Raw genomic sequence first — 21,652 nt, 5'->3', positions numbered from 1 at the left:
CCTAGTAGCGGCGCCGGCCGCGCAGCGCCGACATCAGCAAGGTTGTCAGCACCGCCCCGGACGCGGCCGCGATCAGCGACGCCTTCACGGGCTCGTCGGCAATGAACTGCGTGCACGCATCCCGGGCGCGCTGCATGCGCCCTTGGGCGTCGTGGAGCTTCTTGCCGGCGGCGTTGACCGCATCCTTGGCATAGGCACGGCCGGTGGCGGCCGCATCGCCCGCGATGTCCCGCGCATCGCCCGCGATGCCCCGCATGGTGTCGAGGCCCTCGCGGCCTGTGGCCTTCGCGTCCTCGATGCTCGGCCGGATCGACTGCATCGCGTCGGCACCGACCCGCCGGGCCTCGGCGGCGTAGCCCTGCGCTGCCTCGACCGCATCGCGGCCGACCTGGCGCGCTTCGTCCGCGAGTTGGGCGGGTGTCTTGACGTTGTCTGATTCCATGGCGTCGCTCCTTTGTTGCGTTCCCTGTACTGTCGATGCCCGCGGCGGCCCGGACTGTGAGCCTGGGGATGCGGGCCGTGTAGGGCAATGGCGAGGCAGGAAATCTTCTCACAAGGACCGGGCCGGGGAATCCCCGCCGCAAGGCCGGTCGACGTGCTTCAATACCGCAGTTCCGTTTGCAACGACGAAGGCCGCACAGCCATGGACGATCCCTCGGTCAGGCAGCGACTCATCGCCATCCTCTGCGCCGATGCCGCCGGGTTTTCGCGGTTAATGGCCGGCGACGAGCACGCCACGCTGGCGGCGCTCGACGCCGCGCGCGAGCTGTTCAGGGCCCGGATCGAATCGAACCACGGCCGCGTCATCGACATGGCGGGCGACTCCATCCTGGCCGTCTTCGAAACCGCCACCGGCGCGGTCAGCGCGGCGATCGCGATCCAGCAGGACCTCGCGCAGGCCGCCACCGACACCGCTTCCCAGCCACGGATGCCGTTTCGCATCGGCGTCCACCTGGGCGACGTCATCGAGAAGCAGGACGGCACGGTCTACGGTGACGGCGTCAACGTCGCCGCCCGGCTCCAGGCGCTGGCCGAACCCGGCGGCATCGTCGTCTCGGACGCGGTGCGCGGCGCCGTCGGCAGCCGGGTCGATGCGAGCTTCGCCGACAAGGGCGAACAGCCGCTCAAGAACATCGCGCGCCCGATCCATGCCTTCGTGGTCCGTCCGGGCCGCGGCACGGAGGCGCCGGCGGCCGCTCCCCCGCCCCGCGCCAGCCCGCGGCCGTCGGGGGTGTTCGTGGGCCGAAGAGCCGAGCTGGCGCAGCTCAAGAGCGCGCTCCAGGGCGCTCGCAAGGGTTTCGGCCGGATCGTCCTGCTGGCCGGCTCCAGCGGCATGGGCAAGACCAGCCTGACCCAGCAACTGGCCCTGCACGCCCAGGACAGCGGCACGCTGGTGCTCTGGGGCCGCTGTCTCGAAGAGGCCGGAGCGCCCCCCTACTGGCCATGGCGGCAACTGATCCGCAGCTACCTGCGCGGCAGCGGCGACCCCGCCATGGCCCAGACCTTCGGCGCCGGGCTGGCCGACATCGGCAGCATCGCGCCCGAGGTGGCCGAGCAATTCGCCACCCCGCCGGGCGACGCCTCGGTCGTCGATTCGGCGCAATCGCGCTTTCGGCTGTTCGATGCGATCGCCGGGTTCTGGCGCCGCGCGGCGCAGCGCGCGCCTGTCCTGCTGATCTTCGAGGACCTGCACTGGGCCGACGCCACCTCGCTTCGGCTGTTCTCCTTCCTGGCGGGCGAACTGGACGATTGCGCCATGCTGGTGGTCGGCACCTACCGGGACACCGAGCTGTCGCGCCAGCATCCGCTGTTCGAGACCCTGGCCGAGCTCGCCCGCTCGCCGGTGTGCCAGCGCATCGAACTGCAGGGCCTGAGCGCACGCGAAACCGCGGAGTTCGCGGTCGCCGCCAGCGGCGGCACGGCCAGCGCCAACCTGGTGGATGCACTGCACACCCGCACCGAAGGGCACCCGCTGTTCCTCGAGGAAATGCTGCGCTACATGATCTCGGCGCGGGCGCCGCACGAAGGCCATGCAGCCATCGACGATGCGCGGCTGCTGACCAAGGTCCCGACCGGCGTGCGCGAAGTGATCGGCCGACGGCTGAACCGGCTGTCGGCGCCGGCGGCCAGGCTGCTTTCGACCGCGGCCTGCATCGGGCGCAGCTTCGACCTGCCCCTGCTGGCGCGGCTCGAAGCCGACAAGTCCGAGGACGAGCTGCTGCAGGCGCTCGAAGAGGCCATGGGCGAACAGATCATCGAAGCGGTGCCGGACACGCAGCAGTTCCGCTTCGGCCATGCCCTGATTCGCGACGCGCTCTACGACGAGATGCTGGGGATGCGCCGTGCGCGCCTGCACCTGCGCATCGGCGAGACGCTGGAGCAGCAGCACGGCAGCGACGACGGCATGGTGTGGTCGCAGCTGGCCTATCACTTCAGCGAGGCCGGCCCGGGCAGCGCGGCGACCAAGGCCCTCGCCTACGCTCGGCGCGCGGCCGGCCATGCGGCGCGGCTGCTGGCCTTCGAGGAAGCGGCACGGCTGCTCCGGCTGGCGCTGCAACTGCTGGACCGCCATTTTCCCAACGACCTGGTGCAGCGCTGCGACGTGATGGCGGCGCTCGGCGATGCCGAGCTCTGGTGCGACGTGCCGGAAACGGCGGTCGCCTCCTATCGGCAGGCCGCCGAACTGGCGCGCCAATGCGGCTTGAGCGCCCAGTTCGCACGGGCCGCGATCGGCTTCTCCAGCAGCAGCACGCAGGCCGGCCAATCGGGGGAAGCCGCCGTGGCCCTGCTGCTGGAGGCCATCGCCCTGCACCAGGGCAACGACGCCGAGCGGGTCGAATTGCTGAGCCGTTTGTGCGTGGCCTACATCTATTGCGATCGCTCCGCCGAGGCCAAGGAGGCGCACCGGCGTGCGGTCGAGCTGGCGCGGCAGATCGACGACATGCGCAGCCTCTACCTGGCGCTCTCTGCGATCGCCGCGGCCGGCTACTGGCCCGAGCTGCTGGGCGAACGCATCGCTGCGGCGGCCGAGGCCTGGGCGATCGCCGAAGAACTGGCGATGCCGGAACGCATCCCGAACCTGCTGGCCTTCTACCTCTGCGACCTCGTCCGGGTCGGCGATGTCGCCGTGCTGGGCCGCGTGCGCGACCAGGGCCTGCGGCTGTCGGCGCAATGGCGTGCCCACTACTGGCTGTCGCTCTGCCGGCACATCGAGGTGCTGGTCGCCCTCAACGAAGGGCGCTTCGAGGACGCCGAGCGCTGGGCGACCCGGGCGCTGGACGTCGGCCGGCGGGTCGCCGAGGACAAGGCTGTCGGTGCCTTCGGCATGCAGATGTTCTGCCTGCGGCGCGAACAGGGGCGCCTGCGCGAAGCGCTGCCGATGCTGCAGCAGTTCGTGCGCGAAACGCCGACCGCGCAGACCTGGCTGCCCGGCCTGGCGCTGCTGTATGCCGAGCTCGGCATGCGCGACGAGTGCCAGGCCGTGTTCGACACCCTTCCCTGGACCCGCCTGTCGCGGCCGCCCACCGATGGCGGCACGCTGACCCTGGTCATCTTCGCGGCCGAGCTCTGCGTCTACCTGGGCCATGCCGAGCATGCGGCGCTGATGTACGGCCAGCTGCGCGGCCACGCGGGCGCCAACCTGCTCGGCGACTCCAGTGGTCCCTGCATGGGGTCGACCGACCGGCTGCTTGGCGCCCTGGCCTCGGTGATGGGGCAGTGGGACCTCGCGCAGCTCCATTTCGAGGCGGCCCTGTCGATGGACCGCCAGACCGGCTCGCGGGTCTGGCTCGCCCACAGCCGCCATGACTACGCGCTGATGCTGCATCGGCGGGCCGAGCCAGGCGACCTGGCCCGGGCCCGCGCCCTGCTCGCGGATGCGCTCGCCGACAGCGTGGCCCTGGGCATGAACGCGCTGACGCCGCGCATCGAGGCGCTGGCGCAATCGCTGGACGAACCGGTCGCCGCGCCGGCCGCCGGCCATCCCTGCGGGCTGACCGAGCGCGAGGTGGGCGTGCTGCGCCTGATCGCGATGGGCCGCAACAATCGCGAGATCGGCCAGGTGCTCGGGATCAGCCCGAACACCGTGGCCAACCACGTGCGCAGCATCCTCGAGAAGACCTACACCGCCAACCGGACCGAGGCGGCGGCCTTCGCCAACCGCGAGGGCCTGCTGAAGCCGTAGCTACTCGGGACGGATGTTCTGGTTGACCCGGAACAGGTTCTTCGGGTCGTAGCGGCGCTTGGCGGCCACCAGCCGCGGGTAGTTGTCGCGGTACGAGGCGCGGATCCGCTCGTCGCCTTCGTCCATCATCATGTTGACGTAGGCGCCGCCTGCCGAATGCGGATGCAGGGCGTTCCAGTAGTCCTTGGTCCAGGCCGTGATGCGGGCGGCATCCTTCGGGTCCGGGCTCACCCCGACGATGACCTCGGCCCAGTTCGCATCGCGGTAGGCGAACGGCGTGTCGGAGGCCTTCGGCCGATGCGCCGCACCGTCGATCGGATAGAGGTGCATGGTCGACTGCGGGGTCGGCATGTCGGGGCCGAAGCGCAGGTGCTCGGTGATCGCCGCGTCGCTCAGCTGGTTGACGAAGTCGGCCCGCCAATACCATTGGTCGCCGGGCGGGAACAAGGCGTCGAAGGCCCCCTGCAGCGCCGGGAACGGCATCGGCTGGACGCCGTGCATCAGCGGCGGCCCGAATTCGGCGACCGGCTTGAAGACGGCATCGGCCTCCGCCAGCTCGCCCGTGTAGCACCAGACGACGCCGCACACCTTCCGGCCTTGCAGCGCGGCGGGGAAGGGATCGACCGGCGGCACGGTCAGGTAGGCGAAGAAGCCGTTCAGGGTCTCCGGCGCCGCGAGGATGAAATCGCGGTACCAGCGCATCACGTCGCCGGCCTGCTCCAGCGCCCAGAAGGTCGGCCCGGCGACCACCGTGTCGATCGGGTGCAGCCGGAACAGGAAGGAGGTCACGACGCCGAAGTTGCCGCCGCCGCCGCGCAGCGCCCAATAGAGCTCGGGATGCTGCTCGGCACTGGCGGTGACCAGCGTGCCGTCGGCCAGCACCACGTCGGCTTCGAGCAGGTTGTCGACCGACAGGCCGCAGCGGCGCGTCAGGTGGCCGAGGCCGCCGCCGAGCGTCAGCCCGCCCACGCCGGTGGTGCCGATGATGCCGCAGGGCGTGGCCATGCCGAAGGCGTGGGTGGCGTGATCCACATCGGCCCAGGTGCACCCGCCCTCGACCCGCACGGTGCGGGCCGCGGCATCGACGCGAATGCCGTTCAGCCCCGACAGGTCGATCACCAGCCCGTCGTCGCAGGTGCCCAGGCCGCCCCCGTTGTGGCCACCGCCGCGCACGGCCAGCAGCAGCGACTGCTCGCGGGCGAAGTCGACGCTGTGCATCACGTCGGCGACGTCGCGGCAATGGACGATCAGGCGCGGACGCCGATCGATCATCGCGTTGTAGACGCGGCGCGAGGCATCGTAGTCGGCGTCCCCGGGCTGCACGATGCGCCCGCGCAGCGAGGCGGAAAACTGGGTCAGTTGCTCTTGGTTCAGCATGTCGGATCTCCGGTGGGTGGCACGTCCGGAAGAACGTGAACCACGGCCCCGGTTGTAGGCTCCGCCGGGCAGGACGCAAATAGTCAGACCTGACCATCGGCCAGCGGCCGGGATTGACTATCAGCCGGTGGCGCCTGCCGATGCCTGCGCCCGCAGCCCGCCGATGGCCGCGCCGTAGGCCTGCGAGACCTCGACGATCACGTCGGCCGGCACGTTGGCTCGCCGCGCGGCCTCGCGGATCGCCTCGGGATCCTTGGCTTCGTAGAGGCAGTAGGTCTTGCGCTTGTCGGCGCTCAGGAACGAGAACAGCCAGTTGACGCCGACGTCGCCATTGATCCTCGTGATGGCGATCACGCCATCACTGTCGATTTCGAGCTGCTCGGCGAAATTGCGTTCGATGATGAAGAGCGGCATGTGAATCCTCGGACGGGTCGAAGCGCGCCATGGTGGCCATGGCGCCACGCCGCATCAGTATGCGCCTAGGTCGAATGCCCCGCCAGCCGCCCCATGGCTCAACGAGGCAGGAGTTCGATCACCTGCCAGGCCCCCTTGGGCTGGCCCTTGCTTCTGCAGAACAGGTAGCTGCCGGCGTTTTGCAGGCTGCGGTGGCGGTTCTCGATGCGCGCCGTCCGGCAATTCGCCCTGTCCTGCGGGTCCTTGCCCGGCGTGACGCTGCCGCCGCTGGTGCCGCGGGGGTTCTCCCACGTGACCGCCACCCCGTCCGCGCCGTTGTCGAGCGCCTGGTGGACCGCCTGAGTCATGAGGTCGACATCGGCGCTGCTGAATCGGGTGATCGGCGTGTCGCGCATCGCGTTGAACAGGTTCAACGGCCTCGCCTGCGCCGAAGCCGCGGCCAGTACAGTGACCGCTACCGCAAGCAATCTGCCCCCCTGGCGCACGGTCATGTTCGAATCCTCCGGTCCGGTGAATGGAAAGAAACCGGCTGGATTCTATCGATCAGCCCTCGCCGGGCCGGACCTGGGCGATTCAGCCGACGCGCTTGATCGTCACCTTCACCGAGCCGTGGTTGTTGAGGTAGGCGAACCAGGCGTCGTTCGCGAACAGGCACAGCTCGGGATCGGCGTCGCCGCTCTGCCCGGTGTAGGTCCAGGCGGCATGCATGCCGATCGGGAACATGCAGGCGTCGGAGCGCCCGACGGCCCCGATCAGCTGGAACCAGCGGCCCTCCTTGCAGCGCAGCGCCCAATGCGCCATCGACTGGATCAGGCTGGGCTCGATCCGGCCGTCGGCGCTGGACGCCAGGTGCCAGTCGACCCATCGGCTGTCGTCGGCGGCGATCTCGTAGGTCTCGCCGGGCGCCAGCAGCACGCCGGTCGGGTTGTAGTAGCTGGCGCTCGCGATGGCGAGAGGTCCGGATGAGTCCCCGACCGCTAGATGTCTGGCCATGACTGCCCTCCTTTCACAAGTCCCTGCGCTGAAGAGGCGTCTGCAATTTCCTCTTCCCTCGACGTATTTGTACTCCTTCTTTCGAGGCGGCGCCGCCGGTTCGTCGTGTTTGAGACACCCGGATTTTCCCGATGAATTCCTTACGCGGAGCGCCTCGTTCTTTACGCGGTGTTTATGCACGCGACCGTAGGCTCGACGCTTCTTCATTTCGCTCTTCGACCCATGCACCACGTGATAGCCAGAACCCTCTCGATCGCCGCTCTGACGACCCTGCCGATGCTCGCCAGCGCCCAGCTCGCGGGCAACGTCGCGTTGACGACCAACTACAAGTTCCGTGGCCAGGACCAGGACATGCTCGGCAAGGACGACTTCGCGAACAACAGCTACTTCAAGCCGGCGATCCAGGGCGGCCTCGACTACGCCTTCGGTGACAGCGGCTTCTATGTCGGCAACTGGAACTCCAGCGTCAACTGGCTCAAGGGCAACGCCATCGAGATGGACTTCTACGGCGGCTACAAATTCAAGGGCGGCCCGATCGACTGGGACGTCGGTGTGCTGACCTATGTCTACCCCGGCAACACCGCCGGCAACACGACCGAGATCTACGGCGCCGGCACCTGGGCCAACGAGTCCTTCGGCGCCTTCACGGCCAAGTACTCCTGGACCGTGTCCAAGGACTACTTCAACTACGCCGGCAACCAGGGCGACTCGGGCCTGGACGGCACCAACACCGGCTACCTGAACCTCGCCTACACCAAGGAGATCATTCCCAAGGTGACGCTGAAGGCGGCCGTCGGCTACACCTTCTTCAGCAGCGACATCCGGAGCCTTGGCTTCAAGGACTACGTCGATTTCAACGTTGGCGCCGCCTACGACTTCGGCAGCGGCCTGTCGCTCGGCGGCTACGTACAGGGCGGCAACGAGCAGAGCGCCTTCAATGCGGTCGTCAGCCCGGGCATCCCGTCGCCGATCGGCCCGATCGGCCAGACCACCTACTCGCCCAACGCGACCCGCTTCATCCTGATCCTGACCAAGACGCTGTAGGGGAAGGCTCTACACGCGGCGTGCTCCGTGGCTGACGGCCCGGGCCCGGCGTCGCGGCGATGGTGAGTCCAAGTCTCGAGGACATCTCCTCGAGTTTCTCAACCGGCCTTCTTCGCCTGAAGGCTCTTGAAAGGACTGACACCATGGCACTCGACAAAGACATGCTCGACCCCCGCGACTCCCGCGGCGAACCCCTGGCCAACGACGAGGTCGTCGATGTCCTCAACGATCTGCTGGAGAACACGCGGGATGGCGGCTACGGATTCCTGGCCTGCGCCGAGGAGGTCGAATCCCCGGCCGCGAAACAGCTGTTCGCAAGCCGCGCCGAGGGTTGCCGCCAAGCCGAGGCGGAACTGCTGCAAATGATCGCGGCCTACGGCGGCAAGCCGGCCGATGGCGGCACCGCCGCGGGTGCGTTGCACCGCGGCTGGGTCCACGTCAAGGGATCGCTCGGCGCCAACAGCGAGTTGTCGATCCTCGAGTCCTGCGAGCGCGGCGAAGACACTGCCATCGCACGCTACCGCAAGGCGCTGAAGCAGAACCTGCCGCCCGACGTGCGCGCTCTGGTCGAAAGGCAGGCGGCGGGCGCGCAACGCAACCACGACCAGATCCGGGACCTGCGCAACGCAGCGCGCGCCGCCAAGGACTGACCGACTCGGTCACGCGGGCGACTTCAGCTGGGGGATTCAGCGTCCTAGAATCGCCGACCTCCAGCCAGGGCCCGCCCGATGACCGAAGCCTTCACCCAAGCACCCACCCTTTGCGGGCCGCTGCGCCAGCCGCGCCAGATGCTGGCCGAGCAGTGCTACGACGGCCACAAATCGATCCACGACGATGCCATGGCCGAAGGGCTGGGGCTTCGAGCCGGTCCGATCGAGGGGCCAACCCACTTCAGCCAGTTCGACCCCCTGCTCTACCACGTGTTCGGCAACGCCTGGTTCGAGACCGGATGCATCAGCGCGCACTACCAGAACATGGTGGTCGAAGGCGAGGAAGTACGGGCCTTCGTCGAGCGCGATCCGTTGCAGCCTCGCTTCGTGCGTTTGCACGCTGAGAAGCGCGACGGCACACCGGTGCTGATCGGCACCGCTTCCATCGGCGACGCCGCGCGGCTGCCTCACGAACTGCAGCTGCGCATCGCCAAGCTCCGGCCGCCCACGGGCCTGGTCATCAACCGTGATCTCCGGGTGGGGCAGCGCGGCGCGGTGGTCGAGAAGATCCGCATGGGCTTCGACACCCACATGGGCGACCACTACCCTTTCACGCTGGCCGACAAGCTGAAGGTCATCACCGAACCGAGCCCGTGGTACACGCGGGAGTCGGGCGGCGAGTCGCCCTGGGGCCGGCCGGTCATTCCGACGGAAATGATCAGCGTGCTGCTTGGCTCGACATCGGCGCAGTCGGGTCTGAGCGGGCGCAAGCCGGCGGTCGGCCTGTTCGCCGGCCAGGAGATCCGCCTTCTGAACGGACCGCTCTTCGTCGACCAGGACTACGAACTGGAGCGCGAGATCATCGCGCTCAGCGAAAGCGCGCGCACCGAATCGGTCTGGGTGCGCACCCGCGTGTACGACGCGGCCACGCGCGCGCTGGCAGCGGAGATGATCCTGAATGGGGCGGTGATGAAGGCTTCGTATCCCGATTACGAGGGCGAGGCGCGCTTGCTCTACGGGTCGTTTGTAGGGACTCGTTGAACCCTTCAGTCCATCATCCTGAACTTCAGTGAAACTTTTGCAGCTGAAGTTGAAGTTGACCCGATTTCGCGGACACCTGATCCTTATGGATGAAGGAGTCCGATATGCCTACACCGAAGCCTCCGTAGCATCGCGTGGCAGCCTATCAATCCGACTTGAGAATCAAGTCCCAACCCGTCCGCGCAACAGGGTCAACTTCAATGCCGTTGCCTTGAACGTAGCCACTGCTCGCGTGACTGCTGGGTTCACCGAGCCACTTGAATGGCTCCCCGAGGTTCCACCATGGCGCCGACGTGGCGGCTTTGGTGGCCGCAAGCGTCGCGCCGCTATCTTGGGCTGCGATGAGAATCTTCCTCCGAATATTTCTCCCGCTTGTCGCTGAGAACGCAGGCCACCTCTGCCGAAACCCCGTGAGGAGGAAAGCGCGCTGTCTTGTCCACGAGCCGAGAGGCGCCCCCCAGGCAATCCAAGTCGACCGTAAGAAAGGATCACTCGCACAATATCCAAGATTCCGACTTCCTCCCGAAAGCCCTTACCGTGGATCTGCGCGACCTCCAGTACTTCGAAGTTATCGCTCAGCTTGAGCACATGGGACGAGCAGCTGCAAAGCTTCATCGCACACAACCCGCATTGTCCAGGTGCATCCGGCGCCTGGAGGAGGCGTGCGAGGCCGAGCTATTCGAAAAGGCCGGCCGCGGCATGCGCCTTACCACTGCCGGCAAGGCTCTGCTCAAGTGGGCCCAGCGCACGCGCTTCGATGTTGAAAGCGCAACGCGAGAGATCAGGGACATTGGCCGAGGTCTTTCCGGGCACGTCAAGCTGGGCATCGCGCCGACGGCGGCCCAGTATCTACTGCCGCTGGCTGCACGCGATCTCTTGGAGGAAGCGCCCGAAGTCACCCTTCGGACCACCGTCGCGTTGGGCGATGTGTTAACACCATTGCTGCAGGCGGGTGACATCGACCTGATGGTGGGGACTGAAAGGCCAGAAACCCCCGGGTTTGCGTCCCGGCTATTGGCCGAAGATCAAATCGTCGTGGCGGCGAGGGCCACCCACGAGGTCTTCAAGAAGACTCCGCTCACTTTGAAAGACCTGACCGCTTACCGGTGGGTGCTGCAGCCCGCCGGAGCGCCTACGCGGGATTGGCTCGATCAGGCCTTCGACAGGCATCGCCTGCCCCGGCCACGAGTGCAGGTGGAAAGCACGATGCTGCTGATGCTGCCGCCGCTGATCGCTCAGACTGGTTTGCTGAGCTTCATTTCGCGCCTGCACCTTCAGGAAGGCGCCACGGGCGCCGCGCTGCGCGAGGTCAAGCTGCGAGGCGCCACGATGCGTCGGCGCATGGTGGTGACTTATCGCGACAGCGGCTACCTATCGCCGGCCTCTAAGCGCCTGATCGCCCTACTTTCGAAGCACGCCAAAGTCACTCCCTTGTGACCGCAAAAGTCTGGCGCATGAATTTTCAACAAATAGTCATTGGACGTTTGCGGCCATAGAACGAATACTTGCCTCCATCGGACGAGAGATTCCGAACCACTGGAGACAACGAGATGCATTCTTCCCTTGCTTGCCAGGGTTCGGCGCCATCGCCGCGGCACTTTCGCGCTGATCGCAACAAGCACTCATCGAGCAGGATGCTGATGCTCGGCGACTCCGTCAGGCGGGTCGCCACCATGACCCATGACTAAACCATCCGATGGGTCACGGTCGTCAAGGTATCCGGCATGAAGGTCGTCTGACTGGCGCCCCCTTTTCTTGATTTGGAGCTATCAGATGAATCCGGACACCATCGTCATCACCGAAGAGAAAGTTCATCCGGACGCCGTCGCACTATTGAAGGACTACCGCCTTGTCTACACCGGGGCCAAGTTCACTCAGGAGGAGCTCGTGGCTCTGGTCGAGCGAGAGCAGCCCGTTGCCATCCTGTCTCGCTACGGAAAGATCAACGAGCAGGTGCAGGCGGCGTCGAGAAAGCTGAGAGTCATCGGGCGGCACGGAGTAGGCATGGATGCGATCGACCAGGAGGCTGCAAAGCGCCTCGGCATCATGGCCCTCCCGGCCACTGGATCCAACAGCCAGGCTGTCGCGGAATTGACGCTAGGCCTGATCTTGGCGTGTGCCCGTCGGATCACTTGGCTGGACAAGCGGATGCACGAAGGCCACTGGGACAAGCAGAGCTATTTGGGCTTCGAACTGTCGGGTGCAACGCTTGGGGTGGTGGGATGCGGCTCCATCGGGAGCAGAGTGGTTCGCTTCGCGCAGGCCATTGGCATGAAGGTCATTGTGTGCGATCCGTACCTCGATGCCGATCAGTTGCCGGCTGGAACGACCCGGGTAGAGCTAGAGGAGCTCCTTGTGCAAAGCGATGTTGTTTTCCCTGCATTGCCCCCTCGACGATTCGACCAAGGGCATGCTAGATGCTCGCCGCCTGGGATTGATGCGCAAGGGCGCCATCCTCGTCAATACCGCGCGGGCGGGCATGTTCGACGAGAAGGCCATGCAAGAGCGCCTTCGGTCCGGCGAACTGCACTTGGGGCTGGACTGCTTTGTCGATGAGCCGCTGCCGTCCGAATCGGCTTGGTTGGGCACGCCCAACGCCGTGCTGACACCTCACATCGGGGGGACCACCAATGGCGGCGCACGGGGAATGGCGGTTGGCGCGGCACAGAACATCCTTTCGGTCCTCCAAAAATGACAACCGCCGGTGCGCGGAATGACGAAGGGTCTGCGCTGTGATACCCCGTCTTCAACCTTCCGACGGGCCTGCCGCCCTGTACGCAGATTTTCTTTCGGAACTTCGTTTGCGCGGATTCGAGGGCGACATCTCGCACACGTACGCCGACCGCACGGTTTTCGCCACCGACAACTCGATCTACCAGCTGACGCCCCAGGCGATCGTGTTCCCGCGTCACGAACTGGACGTGGTGCGCGTGGCCAAGCTGGCCGGCGAGCAGCGCTTTTCCGCCGTCTCGTTCTCGCCGCGCGGCGGCGGCACGGGCACCAACGGCCAGTCGCTGACCGACGGCATCGCGGTGGACCTGTCGCGCCACATGAACGCGATCCTCGAAGTCAACGCCCGGGAAGGGTGGGCCCGGGTCCAGGCCGGCGTAGTCAAGGACCAGCTCAACGATGCCATCCGCGAGCATGGCCTGTTCTTCGCGCCCGAGCTGTCGCCTTCCAACCGCGCCACCATCGGCGGCATGATTGCCACTGACGCCAGTGGGCAGGGCTCTGTGCTGTACGGCAAGACGCGCGATCACGTGCTCGAGCTCAATGCCGTGCTGCTCGACGGTACGCTGTGGCACTCGCGGCCACTGGCACCTGCGCAACTGGACGAGGTCAAGCGCCGTGACGACCGCGTCGGCGCGATCCACCGCCTGCTCGACCGCATCAGGATCGACGACGCGGACTTGATCGCCCAGCGCTTCCCTAAACTGAACCGCTGTGTCACCGGCTACGACCTGGTGCATCTGTGCGACCACGCCGGGCAATTCAACCTAAGTTCGGTGCTGTGCGGTGCCGAGGGAAGTTTGGCCTTCGTGACGGAAGCCAGGATCAGGTTGACGCCGATACCACGCTGCACGGTGCTACTGGCCATCCGCTATGGCAGTTTTGACGCGGCCCTGCGCGACGCTGGCGCGCTGATGACGCTTCAGGCGGCGTCCAGCGAGACCATCGACGCCAAAGTGCTTGCCTTGGCGCGCCAGGACGCGGTGTGGCTGACCGTCAAAGACTACTTCCCCGACGATCCGGAAGGCCCGGCCCAGGGCGTCAACATCGTTGAATTCCTGGGCAATGACGAAGCTGACCTGGCCGAAAAGCTGGCCCGCGTCGAGGCCGACCTGGCGAAGAACATGGGCGAAGCCGGCCGACGCGGCTACACCGTGGCGCGCGGCGAAGCGGCGGCCACGGCGATCTGGTCGATGCGCAAGAAGTCGGTCGGCCTGCTGGGCAACATGCAGGGCGAGGCACGTCCGATGCCATTCGTGGAAGACACGGTCGTTCCACCCGAATGCTTGGCGGACTACATCGTCGAGTTCCGCGCTGCACTCGATCGCCGAGGCCTGGTGTATGGGATGTTCGGACATGTCGACGCCGGCTGCCTGCACGTGCGGCCCGCTCTCGACATGAAGGATCCGGACCAGGAAAAACTCATCCGCGAAGTGACCGACGAAGTCTTTGCGCTGACCCGCAAGTACCGCGGCGTGCTGTGGGGCGAACATGGCAAGGGATTTCGCTCCGAATATGCACCGGAGTTCTTCGGGCCCCTGTATGCGCGCATGCAGAGCATCAAGGCCGCCTTCGACCCGAACAACCAGCTCAACCCCGGCAAGATTGCCGCGCCCGCCGGTCAGGCGCTGACCGCGATCGACGGTGTACCCACCCGAGGGCAGGCGGATCGCCGCATTCCGTTGGCGATCCGGCGTGCGAACGAAGACTCGCTGCATTGCAACGGCAACGCCGCCTGTTTCAACTACGACCCGGACGACGCGATGTGCCCCTCGTGGAAGGCGACACGCGAGCGCAGGCACTCGCCCAAGGGCCGTGCCTCGCTGATGCGGGAATGGCTGCGTCAGCTGGCCGAACGGGAGGTTGATTCCTCGCGTGAAGCAGCCCGCATCCGAGAGCAGGGCATCTGGAAGCGCTGGACGGCCTTTCCCCTGCGCGCTTTCAATTCCCTGACGACCGGCGGCGGCGCCAGAGATTTCTCCCATGAAGTGAAGGAAGCAATGGACGGCTGCCTGTCGTGCAAGTCCTGCGTCGGGCAGTGTCCGATCAAGGTCGACGTTCCGGCGTTCCGCTCGCGCTTTCTGGAGGTCTACCACGGGCGTTACTTGCGACCGGCCAAGGATGGGCTGGTTGCATCACTCGAAGGCTGGCTGCCCAGCGCCGCGGCGCTGCCCCGGCTGTTCAACGGGCTCACGCAAAGCCGGCCCGGTCGCGCCGCCATTCGCAGCCTCGGCCTAGTCGAACTGCCCGAGCTCAGCGGTATCCGGCTGCATGGCGAGCTGGAGCGCCGAGGAGTGAAAAGGGCTTCGGCGGCTGCGTTGCGGGCACTTGGTGAAGCGGAGCGCCGCAACAGTGTGGTCGTCGTGCAGGACGCCTTTACCTCCTACTACGACAGCGCCGTCGTGCTCGACTTCATCGAACTCTTGACTCGCCTGGGCTTCACCCCTTGGCTGGCACCCTTCAAGCCCAACGGCAAGCCGCAGCATGTGCTCGGCCTGCTGGGCAAGTTCGAGCGGACGGCTTCGGCCAACGCCGCGATGCTGGGCGAACTGGCCGCGACCGGGGTCGATCTGGTGGGAGTGGATCCCTCGATGACGCTGGTCTACCGCGCCGAATACGTCAAGGCGCTCGGCAAGGAACGCGTGCCTCTGGTGGCCCTGCCGCAGGAGTGGCTGGCGCGCCGGCTCGATGAGCTGCCCTCGCTGCCGGCCGACGATTCCAACGCGTGGGCGCTGCTGCCGCATTGCACCGAAAGGACCAACGCGCCGGCGGCAACCGCCGACTGGGCCAAGGTCTCCGAGCGGCTGGGCGTCAAGCTGCGCACCGTGCCCAGCGGCTGCTGCGGCATGGCCGGGCTGTATGGCCACGAGCGTGCCAACCGCGCCACGTCGGAAGCGATCTACCGGCAGAGCTGGGCGCGTCTGGTCTCGGATCCGCGCTTTGCTGGCCGGTTGGTAGCCACAGGCTACTCCTGCCGCTGCCAGGCTAGCTTGCTGGACAGTGCACAGCTTTTGCACCCCGTCCAGATGCTTCTGGCCCGCCTCAAGGCGGGGGAAGCCATAAGACGCCCAAGGTCACGCCCAAGTGGACTTGAAAGCGCCAGAGAGCACCACGAGGACTTCTGATCAGATCAAAGCGAGTTCACTCTTGCGCGACCTATCTGCATGCGGTAACTCGCGTCGGCTTCGGTAGGCGAGTGCAAGAAGCTTAATAACTTGGAGACCAACACCATGACACTCAGGCAGACGGAAGATGACGGTTCGCGTCGTCTCGCACTTGTATTCATCGCGACCGCGGCGGCCGCGTCGCTTTTTTCCTCACCAGTTCTCGCCCAAGCGTATCCCACGAAGCCTATCAGGCTGGTCGTGCCCTTCCCGGCCGGTGGCGGTACCGACGCCATCGCCCGCGAGGTGGCGCAGAAGGTCACCACGCAGCAGGGCTGGACCATCATCATTGACAACAAGCCGGGCTCCGGCGGCAACTTGGGCGTGGACACCGCAGCCAAGGCCGCGCCCGACGGCTACACGCTGACGTTGGGCCAGACCAGCAACCTGGCGATCAACCCAACGCTCTACCCCAAGCTGCCCTACAGCCCCGAGAAGGACCTGACCCCCGTGAGCCTTGTCGCCAGCGCGCCGCTGGTGCTGGTGGTGGCGGCGAACTCGCCTTACAAGACGGTGGCCGACGTGGTGGCCGCGGCCAAGGCCAAGCCCGAATCGTTGAACTACGCCAGCTCCGGCAGCGGCACGGTGGCGCACCTGGCGACCGAGCAGTTGCAGAAAGCGGCGGGCGTGAAGTTCACCCACGTGCCTTACAAGGGTGCGGCGCAGGGTTCGACCGACCTGATCGGCGGCCAGATCCAGATGTACATGTCGTCGATCCCCACTCTGATCGGCCACATCAAGAGCGGCAAGATGCGCCCGCTGGCCGTCACCTCGGCCAAGCGCACCGCCGACCTGCCTGAGGTGCCGACCGTGGCCGAATCGGGCTACAAGGGCTTCGAGGCCGTTACCTGGTTCGGCGTCGTCGGCCCAACCGGGCTACCCAGGGACGTGGTGGCCAAGCTCAACGCCGCTTTTAACAAGGCCCTGCAGGACCCCGAGGTCAAAAAGAAGCTGGAAGCCCAGGGCGCCGAGGTGATGGGCGGCACGCCCGAGAAGTTCAGTGCGCTGATCCGCGACGACACCGTCCGCTGGGGCAAGATCGTCAAGGAATCGGGCGCCAAGGTCGACTGATCCAAATCGTCTCGGCAGCGTCCCGAAGCAGTTCGTCGAGATTTGAAGGCGACCTAGCCAAGGAAATCAAGCCTCCGGCTTCAACCTGCGTGATTGCCGAGTTTTACGGTCCCAACCCTCACCCAAGGAATTCCCATGTCCGCAACCCTTCCCGACATCATTCGCGACTTCGAACGCGTGCCCGCCGCCATCATCAAGCAGGCCGCCGAACTGCAACCCGCGATCCTGGCCGACGTGGCCGGCCGCCGCGGCGCCATGCATGGCCGCATCAAGGCGCTGCGCCCGCGCATGAAGATGGCCGGCACGGCCTTCACGGTCGAAGTGCGCCCCGGCGATAACCTGATGATCCATGCCGCCATCGCCATGGCCAAGCCGGGCGACGTACTGGTGATCGACGGCAAGGGCGACCAGAGCTCGGCGCTGATGGGCACCATCATGATGACCGCCTGCCAGAAGCTGGGCATCGCCGGCGTGGTGATAGACGGTGCCTGCCGCGACAGCCTGGAAATCGACGAGATGGACTACCCTGTTTTCTCGGTCGGCACCAACCCGAACGGCCCGACCAAGAACGTGCCGGGCCGCATCGGGCACCCGATCTCCTGCGGTGGCGTGATGGTCTACCCCGGCGACTTCATCATCGGCGACGGTGATGGAGTGGTCGTGGTCGAGCGCGCCAAGATCGAAGGCCTGTTGCCCGCCGCCGCCAAGAAGGTGAAGGACGAGGCCGCACGCATTGACGCCATCAAGGGCGGCGACACGGCGGCCAAGTGGCTGACCTCGGCGCTGCGCACCGCCGGCGTATTGAAGGAAGGAGAGACCCTGTGAGCACCGTCCAACGCATCCGGAATGCAAGTGACGGTGTCGTTAAAGATGCCTCCCGTTCTCACGGCGAGACCGTGGCCACAAACGCGTTGGTCGTCCCGCATAGAACGGCGGCGGTCCAGACTGAAGCGGCATAGGAGATCCAAATGCCACAACGATGGAAGCAAACACCCGAAGGCAGCCACTGGGGCGAGTTCGGTCCCGACGACCAGCGCGGCCGCATGAACCTGATCGATCGTACCAAGGTGCTGCAGGGCATCGCCGAGGTACGGGAAGGCCTGACCTTCTGCCTCTCGCTGCCGCTTGACGTGCCGGGTGGCATGGCGCTCAATCCGCGCCGCCTGCCGGCGCAGACCTTCTCGACCCTGCGCGACGGCCAGAGCGCCGGCCAGCAGGGCTTCTGCTGGTCTTACGCCAGCGAGGATGCAGAGCTCACCGACGTGGTGTGCGACGAGGTACTGCTGATGAACACGCAGTACTCGACGCAGTGGGACAGCCTGGCGCACATGGGCAGCCGCTTTGACGCCGATGGCGATGGCCAGGCCGAGGCGGTGTTCTATAACGGCTTTCGCGCCGGCGATGAGATCCAAGGCGCGGCCGAAGACCCCCAAGCGGTCGCCGACTGGGCCCGCTTTCCCGGCCCGCGCGCCGGCGCGCTCGGCATTGAGAACCTGGCCGAGCATGGCGCACAGGGCCGTGGCGTGCTGATCGACCTGGAGCACCATGTCGGTCGGCAGCGCGAGGCCGTCGGCTACGAACGCCTGATGCGCATCCTCGAAGCCGACGCCATCGCCATCGAGCCCGGTGACATGGTCTGCCTGCACACCGGCTTTGCCGACACGCTGCTGGCGATGAACCGCCAGCCTGACATCAAGCACCTGCACGCCACCGGCAGTGGCCTCGATGGCAACGATGCAAGGCTTTTGAACTGGATCGTCGACGTAAGGCTAGCCTGCCTGATCGCCGACAACCCGGCCGTCGAGCTGGTGGTACCCAAGCTCGCCACGCCGACACCGCTGCGCCGGCCGCGGCTGCCGCTGCACGAGCACTGCCTGTTCAAGAACGGCATCCATCTGGGCGAGCTGTGGCTGCTGACGCCGCTGGCGCGCTGGCTGCGCGTCCATGGTCGCAGCCGCTTTCTGCTCACGGCGCCGCCGCTGCGCCTGCCGGGCGCCGTCGGTTCGCCGACGACGCCGATCGCCACCGTCTAACCACTACCTAGCTTGGCCGCCGCAGCCCACGCCAGGCCCCACCACCCCAATCCTCTAACCGGAGACAAGCATGAATAGCTGGATCAAATCCTTCCTGGCCGTGACCGTCGGCATCTACGTCTGCGCAGCACACGCTGCTTGGCCGGACAAGCCCATCAAGCTGGTAGTCCCATACCCGGCCGGCGGCGCCGCTGACAACACGGCCCGAATCCTCGCGCTCCAACTCGGCGAGCGGCTCAAACAGCAGGTGATCGTCGACAACCGTCCCGGAGCCAGCGGAACCATCGGTGCCGCCTTCGTTGCCAAGGCACCCCCGGACGGCTATACGCTTCTGCTTGACGCCACTTCCTACACCGTCAATCCAAGTCTGTTTCCGAAGCTCGCGTACGACCCGGACAAGGATCTGGTCCCGGTGTCGCAGATCATGCAGGTCCCTTTACTGCTGGTCGTGCCGGCCAACTCGCCATTTGCCTCGGTGGCTGATGTGGTCAAGGCCGCGAAGGATAAGCCGGGCAAATTGAGCTTCGCGTCTGCCGGCAGCGGTGGCGCCCAGCACCTGGCTGCAGAACTTTTCGCGCAGAGCCAGAAGATCGAAATGACCCACATCCCCTACAAGGGCGGCGCGCCGGCCCTGACCGACCTGATTGGCGGACAGGTTGACCTCATGTTCAGCGCCACGACGGCCAGTGCGGCCTTTGTGAAGGGCGGCAAACTCAAGGCTCTTGGTATCACGTCGGCCAAACGTCTTGATGGCTGGCCTCAGGTGCCCACGATTGCGGAAGGCGGCGTGAAAGGCTTCGAGGTCAACGAATGGAATGGCCTGTTTGCACCTGCGGGCACGCCGCCAGCAATTTTGGATCGCCTGGAGGCCGAATCCCGAGCCGCTGTCGCAGCTCCTGCAGTCGCGGCCCGCTTTGCAGAGTTGGGGGTCCAGGGGGTCGGATCGAGTTCCAAAGACTTCGCAAGCTTCGTCAAGACCGAGACGGCGAAATGGGCTCGCGTGATCAAGGCAGGGAATATTAAGGCTGACTGATGAGTAAAGAAGGGGCCAAAAGGACCTTGCTTTCATCGGGATGCAGCCGAGAACCAGTTCGTGTTCTTGTGGTGGCGGCTGCACTTCAGTCGATACCGAATGCGCACGCGACCAACAATATCCGGGAGGTCAACCGATGATACGAGACCGCCGAGGTATGGGAAGTCGAACGCTTCTGGCACATCGGCCGCCACAACCAGCTGCCCTGGCCCCGCCAGGTGTTTCCACCCCGTTGCGGGAGATCACGCAGATGCATTGGGAAGTCGCGCCCTCGGTCTCGAAGAGGAGCTGCATCGCCCATTCAGGAGTAGCAGGAGCCGACGAGGTGTGCGAAGGGTGAAGGTTCATCGGGCCGAACTCACCCGGAATTGGTCGGTTCCTTTGGGCGTAGGTGAAAAAGGCCGCCGAAGCGGGCAAGACCAACGTGTGGTCGGAGGAGGTGTAAATAGTGAGGCGATTCTCTGAACGAGTGCTGAACGCCGATGCTCATCTTGGAAGGCGATGCTTCCTCGACAGTGGTGCCGATGCGCAGCCATGCGCGCGACTGCCTCAGTACCGGCGCATAAGATTCGTGGCACCGCTCGGCCGTCCTAAGAAACTGGTCCGCCGCATCCAGCATGCGCCATGCGTGGCGGTGGTTCTTCGGTGCCGTGTTCTCTGAGGTGTCGGCCATGGCGCCTGCAGTTTATGGGGACGAGCCGCGCACTGCTGGAACGACGCCGGCGTTGGCAATGCGAGCATTGCAGGCGTTAGGTTCTGGCAACGCTTCGATTCTGGCAATCGCTCTGATAACGGTAGAAAAGCTAAAAAGCCCGCTACCAATTCGATAGCGGGACTCTCAATAACCACGGGGAATTTGTGGTATGCCGTGCTGGATTCGAACCAGCGACCAACGGATTAAACGTCCGCTATCGAACATCGAAAAAGCGAACGTTGCGATGCGTACGTTACATCAGCAGCCAGTGGAACCGGAAGGTGAACCTCGACCCAGCGCCTCCCGGACTTGGACGGGCCCACCAGCGGAGTTCACGACTCCTAGGAAACTGAAATCTAGGCTGCGCGAAACCACTGAAAAGTAGCGTCTGCTTTGGACGTCCTCCCCAGGGAGTTACTGAAATCTTCGCTGAGTTCCTACATCGTCGTTCTCGTCTGTAGGGAACGCTTGAACTTTCAGATACGCAGCTTATTCTTCAGTCAAAGATCAGTAGCCCGACGCCGTTCGGCAACTTTTCAGTAGAAAGCCAAGACAGCCGGCGCCCCAGAGGCCGAGCTCCCTCAACTTGGGAGTGGACATGAATGACTTCCGAGTCTCATTCATCCCCATGGTCGGCGAGCCAGTCGTCGACCCCCGGCTACCGCTTCTTGAAAGGTTTCGATGGCGATCAACATGTCGTAGAGGCGCTGAGTGGGACGAGCATCCCGGCTCGCTTAAATAGAGGAAAAACCACCCTTTGTCACGCGGCCTCACTCTTCACCATGAAAGGCTTCAGCATTCAAGACTCGGACTCAGACTCGATCCAAGAATTCCCCCTGCTTGGTATCCCTGATCCAGCCCTCGACGAGGCGAAGGTATTGGCGAAGCATGCCCTCCGATTGACCACCCCCGGCAGACCGCTCTAAGGCGTGAACGTGTCCCCCAGGACCAAGCCTTCACGACGTGGGTCGGCGCCGCCCTGCAAAGTGCCTTTTTTATCCTGGAGCCGGATGATCGTGGCGACGCCGCTCGACTGCGCACCGACGTTCACGATATGCCCCATCGCGCGCAGTGCCGTCACCAATGGATCGTTGGCGCCGTTGTTGGTGGTATCGATTTTCGGATGCTCGCCGCCGATGGAAGTGGTCGGACTGTTGGAGGCGCCGAAGTTCACCATCGCGCTCGCCTGCTGCGCATCGAAGTTCCAGTCCAGCGCGCTTACCAA

Annotated in this window: 19 protein-coding genes; 12 read left to right on the top strand and 7 right to left on the bottom strand. The window is 65.5% G+C overall.

Annotation, left to right across the window (positions count from 1 at the left end):
- Nucleotide 1: 1 nt before the first annotated feature.
- Nucleotides 2-442 (bottom strand): hypothetical protein, encoded by a 441-nt coding sequence (locus AC1DF3_RS33140; RefSeq protein WP_478142284.1) that lies wholly within the window; start codon nt 440-442, stop codon nt 2-4.
- 201 nt (nt 443-643) lie between these two features.
- Between AC1DF3_RS33140 and AC1DF3_RS33135 the strand changes: the two genes are divergently transcribed.
- Nucleotides 644-4,183 carry a helix-turn-helix transcriptional regulator gene (locus tag AC1DF3_RS33135; RefSeq protein WP_478142283.1) on the top strand — a complete coding sequence of 1,180 codons (3,540 nt, stop codon included), beginning with the start codon at nt 644-646 and terminating at the stop codon, nt 4,181-4,183.
- On the opposite strand, the gene AC1DF3_RS33130 is transcribed toward AC1DF3_RS33135, so the two are convergent.
- From AC1DF3_RS33130 to AC1DF3_RS33115, 4 genes are all read right to left on the bottom strand, one after another.
- On the bottom strand, nt 4,184-5,560 hold the full coding sequence (locus AC1DF3_RS33130; RefSeq protein ID WP_478142282.1) for an FAD-binding oxidoreductase: 1,377 nt from the start codon (nt 5,558-5,560) through the stop codon (nt 4,184-4,186).
- 120 nt (nt 5,561-5,680) lie between these two features.
- A complete protein-coding gene (locus AC1DF3_RS33125; protein WP_301811912.1) occupies nt 5,681-5,974 on the bottom strand; it encodes a DUF4242 domain-containing protein in 294 nt (97 codons plus the stop codon).
- A 98-nt stretch (nt 5,975-6,072) separates the two neighbouring features.
- Nucleotides 6,073-6,465: a hypothetical protein gene (locus AC1DF3_RS33120; RefSeq protein WP_478142281.1), complete on the bottom strand. Its 393-nt coding sequence runs from the start codon at nt 6,463-6,465 to the stop codon at nt 6,073-6,075.
- An 82-nt stretch (nt 6,466-6,547) separates the two neighbouring features.
- Nucleotides 6,548-6,967 (bottom strand): hypothetical protein, encoded by a 420-nt coding sequence (locus tag AC1DF3_RS33115; protein ID WP_286535792.1) that lies wholly within the window; start codon nt 6,965-6,967, stop codon nt 6,548-6,550.
- 222 nt (nt 6,968-7,189) lie between these two features.
- On the opposite strand from AC1DF3_RS33115, the gene AC1DF3_RS33110 reads away from it, so the two are divergent.
- The 11 genes from AC1DF3_RS33110 to AC1DF3_RS33060 all read left to right on the top strand — a co-directional run bounded on the left by AC1DF3_RS33110 (nt 7,190) and on the right by AC1DF3_RS33060 (nt 19,733).
- Nucleotides 7,190-8,011: a TorF family putative porin gene (locus tag AC1DF3_RS33110; RefSeq protein WP_478142280.1), complete on the top strand. Its 822-nt coding sequence runs from the start codon at nt 7,190-7,192 to the stop codon at nt 8,009-8,011.
- Nucleotides 8,012-8,154: 143 nt separating this feature from the next.
- On the top strand, nt 8,155-8,661 hold the full coding sequence (locus AC1DF3_RS33105) for a ferritin-like domain-containing protein (protein ID WP_286535796.1): 507 nt from the start codon (nt 8,155-8,157) through the stop codon (nt 8,659-8,661).
- A gap of 78 nt (nt 8,662-8,739) precedes the next feature.
- The gene (locus tag AC1DF3_RS33100; RefSeq protein ID WP_478142279.1) at nt 8,740-9,702 is read left to right on the top strand and encodes a hypothetical protein; all 963 of its coding nucleotides are present in this window, start codon (nt 8,740-8,742) and stop codon (nt 9,700-9,702) included.
- Between the two features lie 537 nt (nt 9,703-10,239).
- The gene (locus AC1DF3_RS33095) at nt 10,240-11,139 is read left to right on the top strand and encodes a LysR family transcriptional regulator (RefSeq protein WP_478142278.1); all 900 of its coding nucleotides are present in this window, start codon (nt 10,240-10,242) and stop codon (nt 11,137-11,139) included.
- 336 nt (nt 11,140-11,475) lie between these two features.
- Nucleotides 11,476-12,258, top strand: coding sequence for an NAD(P)-dependent oxidoreductase (locus tag AC1DF3_RS33090; RefSeq protein ID WP_478142277.1), 783 nt, complete (start codon nt 11,476-11,478; stop codon nt 12,256-12,258).
- Nucleotides 12,140-12,397 carry an NAD(P)-dependent oxidoreductase gene (locus tag AC1DF3_RS33085; RefSeq protein WP_478142276.1) on the top strand — a complete coding sequence of 86 codons (258 nt, stop codon included), beginning with the start codon at nt 12,140-12,142 and terminating at the stop codon, nt 12,395-12,397. The genes AC1DF3_RS33090 and AC1DF3_RS33085 overlap by 119 nt, the downstream gene beginning before the upstream one ends.
- A 37-nt stretch (nt 12,398-12,434) precedes the next feature.
- The gene (gene ydiJ / locus AC1DF3_RS33080; protein WP_478142275.1) at nt 12,435-15,557 is read left to right on the top strand and encodes a D-2-hydroxyglutarate dehydrogenase YdiJ; all 3,123 of its coding nucleotides are present in this window, start codon (nt 12,435-12,437) and stop codon (nt 15,555-15,557) included.
- Nucleotides 15,558-15,662: 105 nt separating this feature from the next.
- Complete coding sequence (locus AC1DF3_RS33075; protein WP_478142274.1) at nt 15,663-16,667, top strand: Bug family tripartite tricarboxylate transporter substrate binding protein; 1,005 nt, start codon at nt 15,663-15,665, stop codon at nt 16,665-16,667.
- Between the two features lie 135 nt (nt 16,668-16,802).
- Entirely contained in the window at nt 16,803-17,492 is a 690-nt protein-coding gene (locus tag AC1DF3_RS33070) for an RraA family protein (RefSeq protein ID WP_478142273.1), read from the top strand.
- Between the two features lie 143 nt (nt 17,493-17,635).
- The gene (locus tag AC1DF3_RS33065) at nt 17,636-18,700 is read left to right on the top strand and encodes a cyclase family protein (RefSeq protein WP_478142272.1); all 1,065 of its coding nucleotides are present in this window, start codon (nt 17,636-17,638) and stop codon (nt 18,698-18,700) included.
- A 70-nt stretch (nt 18,701-18,770) separates the two neighbouring features.
- Entirely contained in the window at nt 18,771-19,733 is a 963-nt protein-coding gene (locus AC1DF3_RS33060; protein ID WP_478142271.1) for a tripartite tricarboxylate transporter substrate binding protein, read from the top strand.
- A 358-nt stretch (nt 19,734-20,091) separates the two neighbouring features.
- On the opposite strand, the gene AC1DF3_RS33055 is transcribed toward AC1DF3_RS33060, so the two are convergent.
- Both AC1DF3_RS33055 and AC1DF3_RS33050 read right to left on the bottom strand, forming a co-directional pair.
- Nucleotides 20,092-20,406 carry a hypothetical protein gene (locus tag AC1DF3_RS33055; RefSeq protein WP_478142270.1) on the bottom strand — a complete coding sequence of 105 codons (315 nt, stop codon included), beginning with the start codon at nt 20,404-20,406 and terminating at the stop codon, nt 20,092-20,094.
- Nucleotides 20,407-21,349: 943 nt separating this feature from the next.
- The coding region (locus AC1DF3_RS33050) for a gamma-glutamyltransferase (RefSeq protein ID WP_478142269.1) at nt 21,350-21,652 on the bottom strand (303 nt) is incomplete at its 5' end.

This window comes from Variovorax sp. 10N432 (assembly GCF_056394465.1).
This window is presented reverse-complemented; position numbering and strand designations above follow the sequence as displayed.

Excerpts from the sequence above, each read along its gene's own strand:
- AC1DF3_RS33065 (WP_478142272.1), top strand. The coding sequence starts at position 17,636 with ATGCCACAACGATGGAAGCAAACACCCGAAGGCAGCCACTGGGGCGAG.
- AC1DF3_RS33075 (WP_478142274.1), top strand. The coding sequence starts at position 15,663 with ATGACACTCAGGCAGACGGAAGATGACGGTTCGCGTCGTCTCGCACTT.
- AC1DF3_RS33055 (WP_478142270.1), bottom strand. The coding sequence starts at position 20,406 with ATGGCCGACACCTCAGAGAACACGGCACCGAAGAACCACCGCCACGCA.
- AC1DF3_RS33110 (WP_478142280.1), top strand. The coding sequence starts at position 7,190 with ATGCACCACGTGATAGCCAGAACCCTCTCGATCGCCGCTCTGACGACC.
- AC1DF3_RS33105 (WP_286535796.1), top strand. The coding sequence starts at position 8,155 with ATGGCACTCGACAAAGACATGCTCGACCCCCGCGACTCCCGCGGCGAA.
- AC1DF3_RS33090 (WP_478142277.1), top strand. The coding sequence starts at position 11,476 with ATGAATCCGGACACCATCGTCATCACCGAAGAGAAAGTTCATCCGGAC.
- AC1DF3_RS33130 (WP_478142282.1), bottom strand. The coding sequence starts at position 5,560 with ATGCTGAACCAAGAGCAACTGACCCAGTTTTCCGCCTCGCTGCGCGGG.
- AC1DF3_RS33085 (WP_478142276.1), top strand. The coding sequence starts at position 12,140 with ATGCGCAAGGGCGCCATCCTCGTCAATACCGCGCGGGCGGGCATGTTC.
- AC1DF3_RS33140 (WP_478142284.1), bottom strand. The coding sequence starts at position 442 with ATGGAATCAGACAACGTCAAGACACCCGCCCAACTCGCGGACGAAGCG.
- AC1DF3_RS33060 (WP_478142271.1), top strand. The coding sequence starts at position 18,771 with ATGAATAGCTGGATCAAATCCTTCCTGGCCGTGACCGTCGGCATCTAC.
- AC1DF3_RS33120 (WP_478142281.1), bottom strand. The coding sequence starts at position 6,465 with ATGACCGTGCGCCAGGGGGGCAGATTGCTTGCGGTAGCGGTCACTGTA.
- AC1DF3_RS33100 (WP_478142279.1), top strand. The coding sequence starts at position 8,740 with ATGACCGAAGCCTTCACCCAAGCACCCACCCTTTGCGGGCCGCTGCGC.
- AC1DF3_RS33135 (WP_478142283.1), top strand. The coding sequence starts at position 644 with ATGGACGATCCCTCGGTCAGGCAGCGACTCATCGCCATCCTCTGCGCC.
- AC1DF3_RS33125 (WP_301811912.1), bottom strand. The coding sequence starts at position 5,974 with ATGCCGCTCTTCATCATCGAACGCAATTTCGCCGAGCAGCTCGAAATC.
- AC1DF3_RS33115 (WP_286535792.1), bottom strand. The coding sequence starts at position 6,967 with ATGGCCAGACATCTAGCGGTCGGGGACTCATCCGGACCTCTCGCCATC.
- AC1DF3_RS33070 (WP_478142273.1), top strand. The coding sequence starts at position 16,803 with ATGTCCGCAACCCTTCCCGACATCATTCGCGACTTCGAACGCGTGCCC.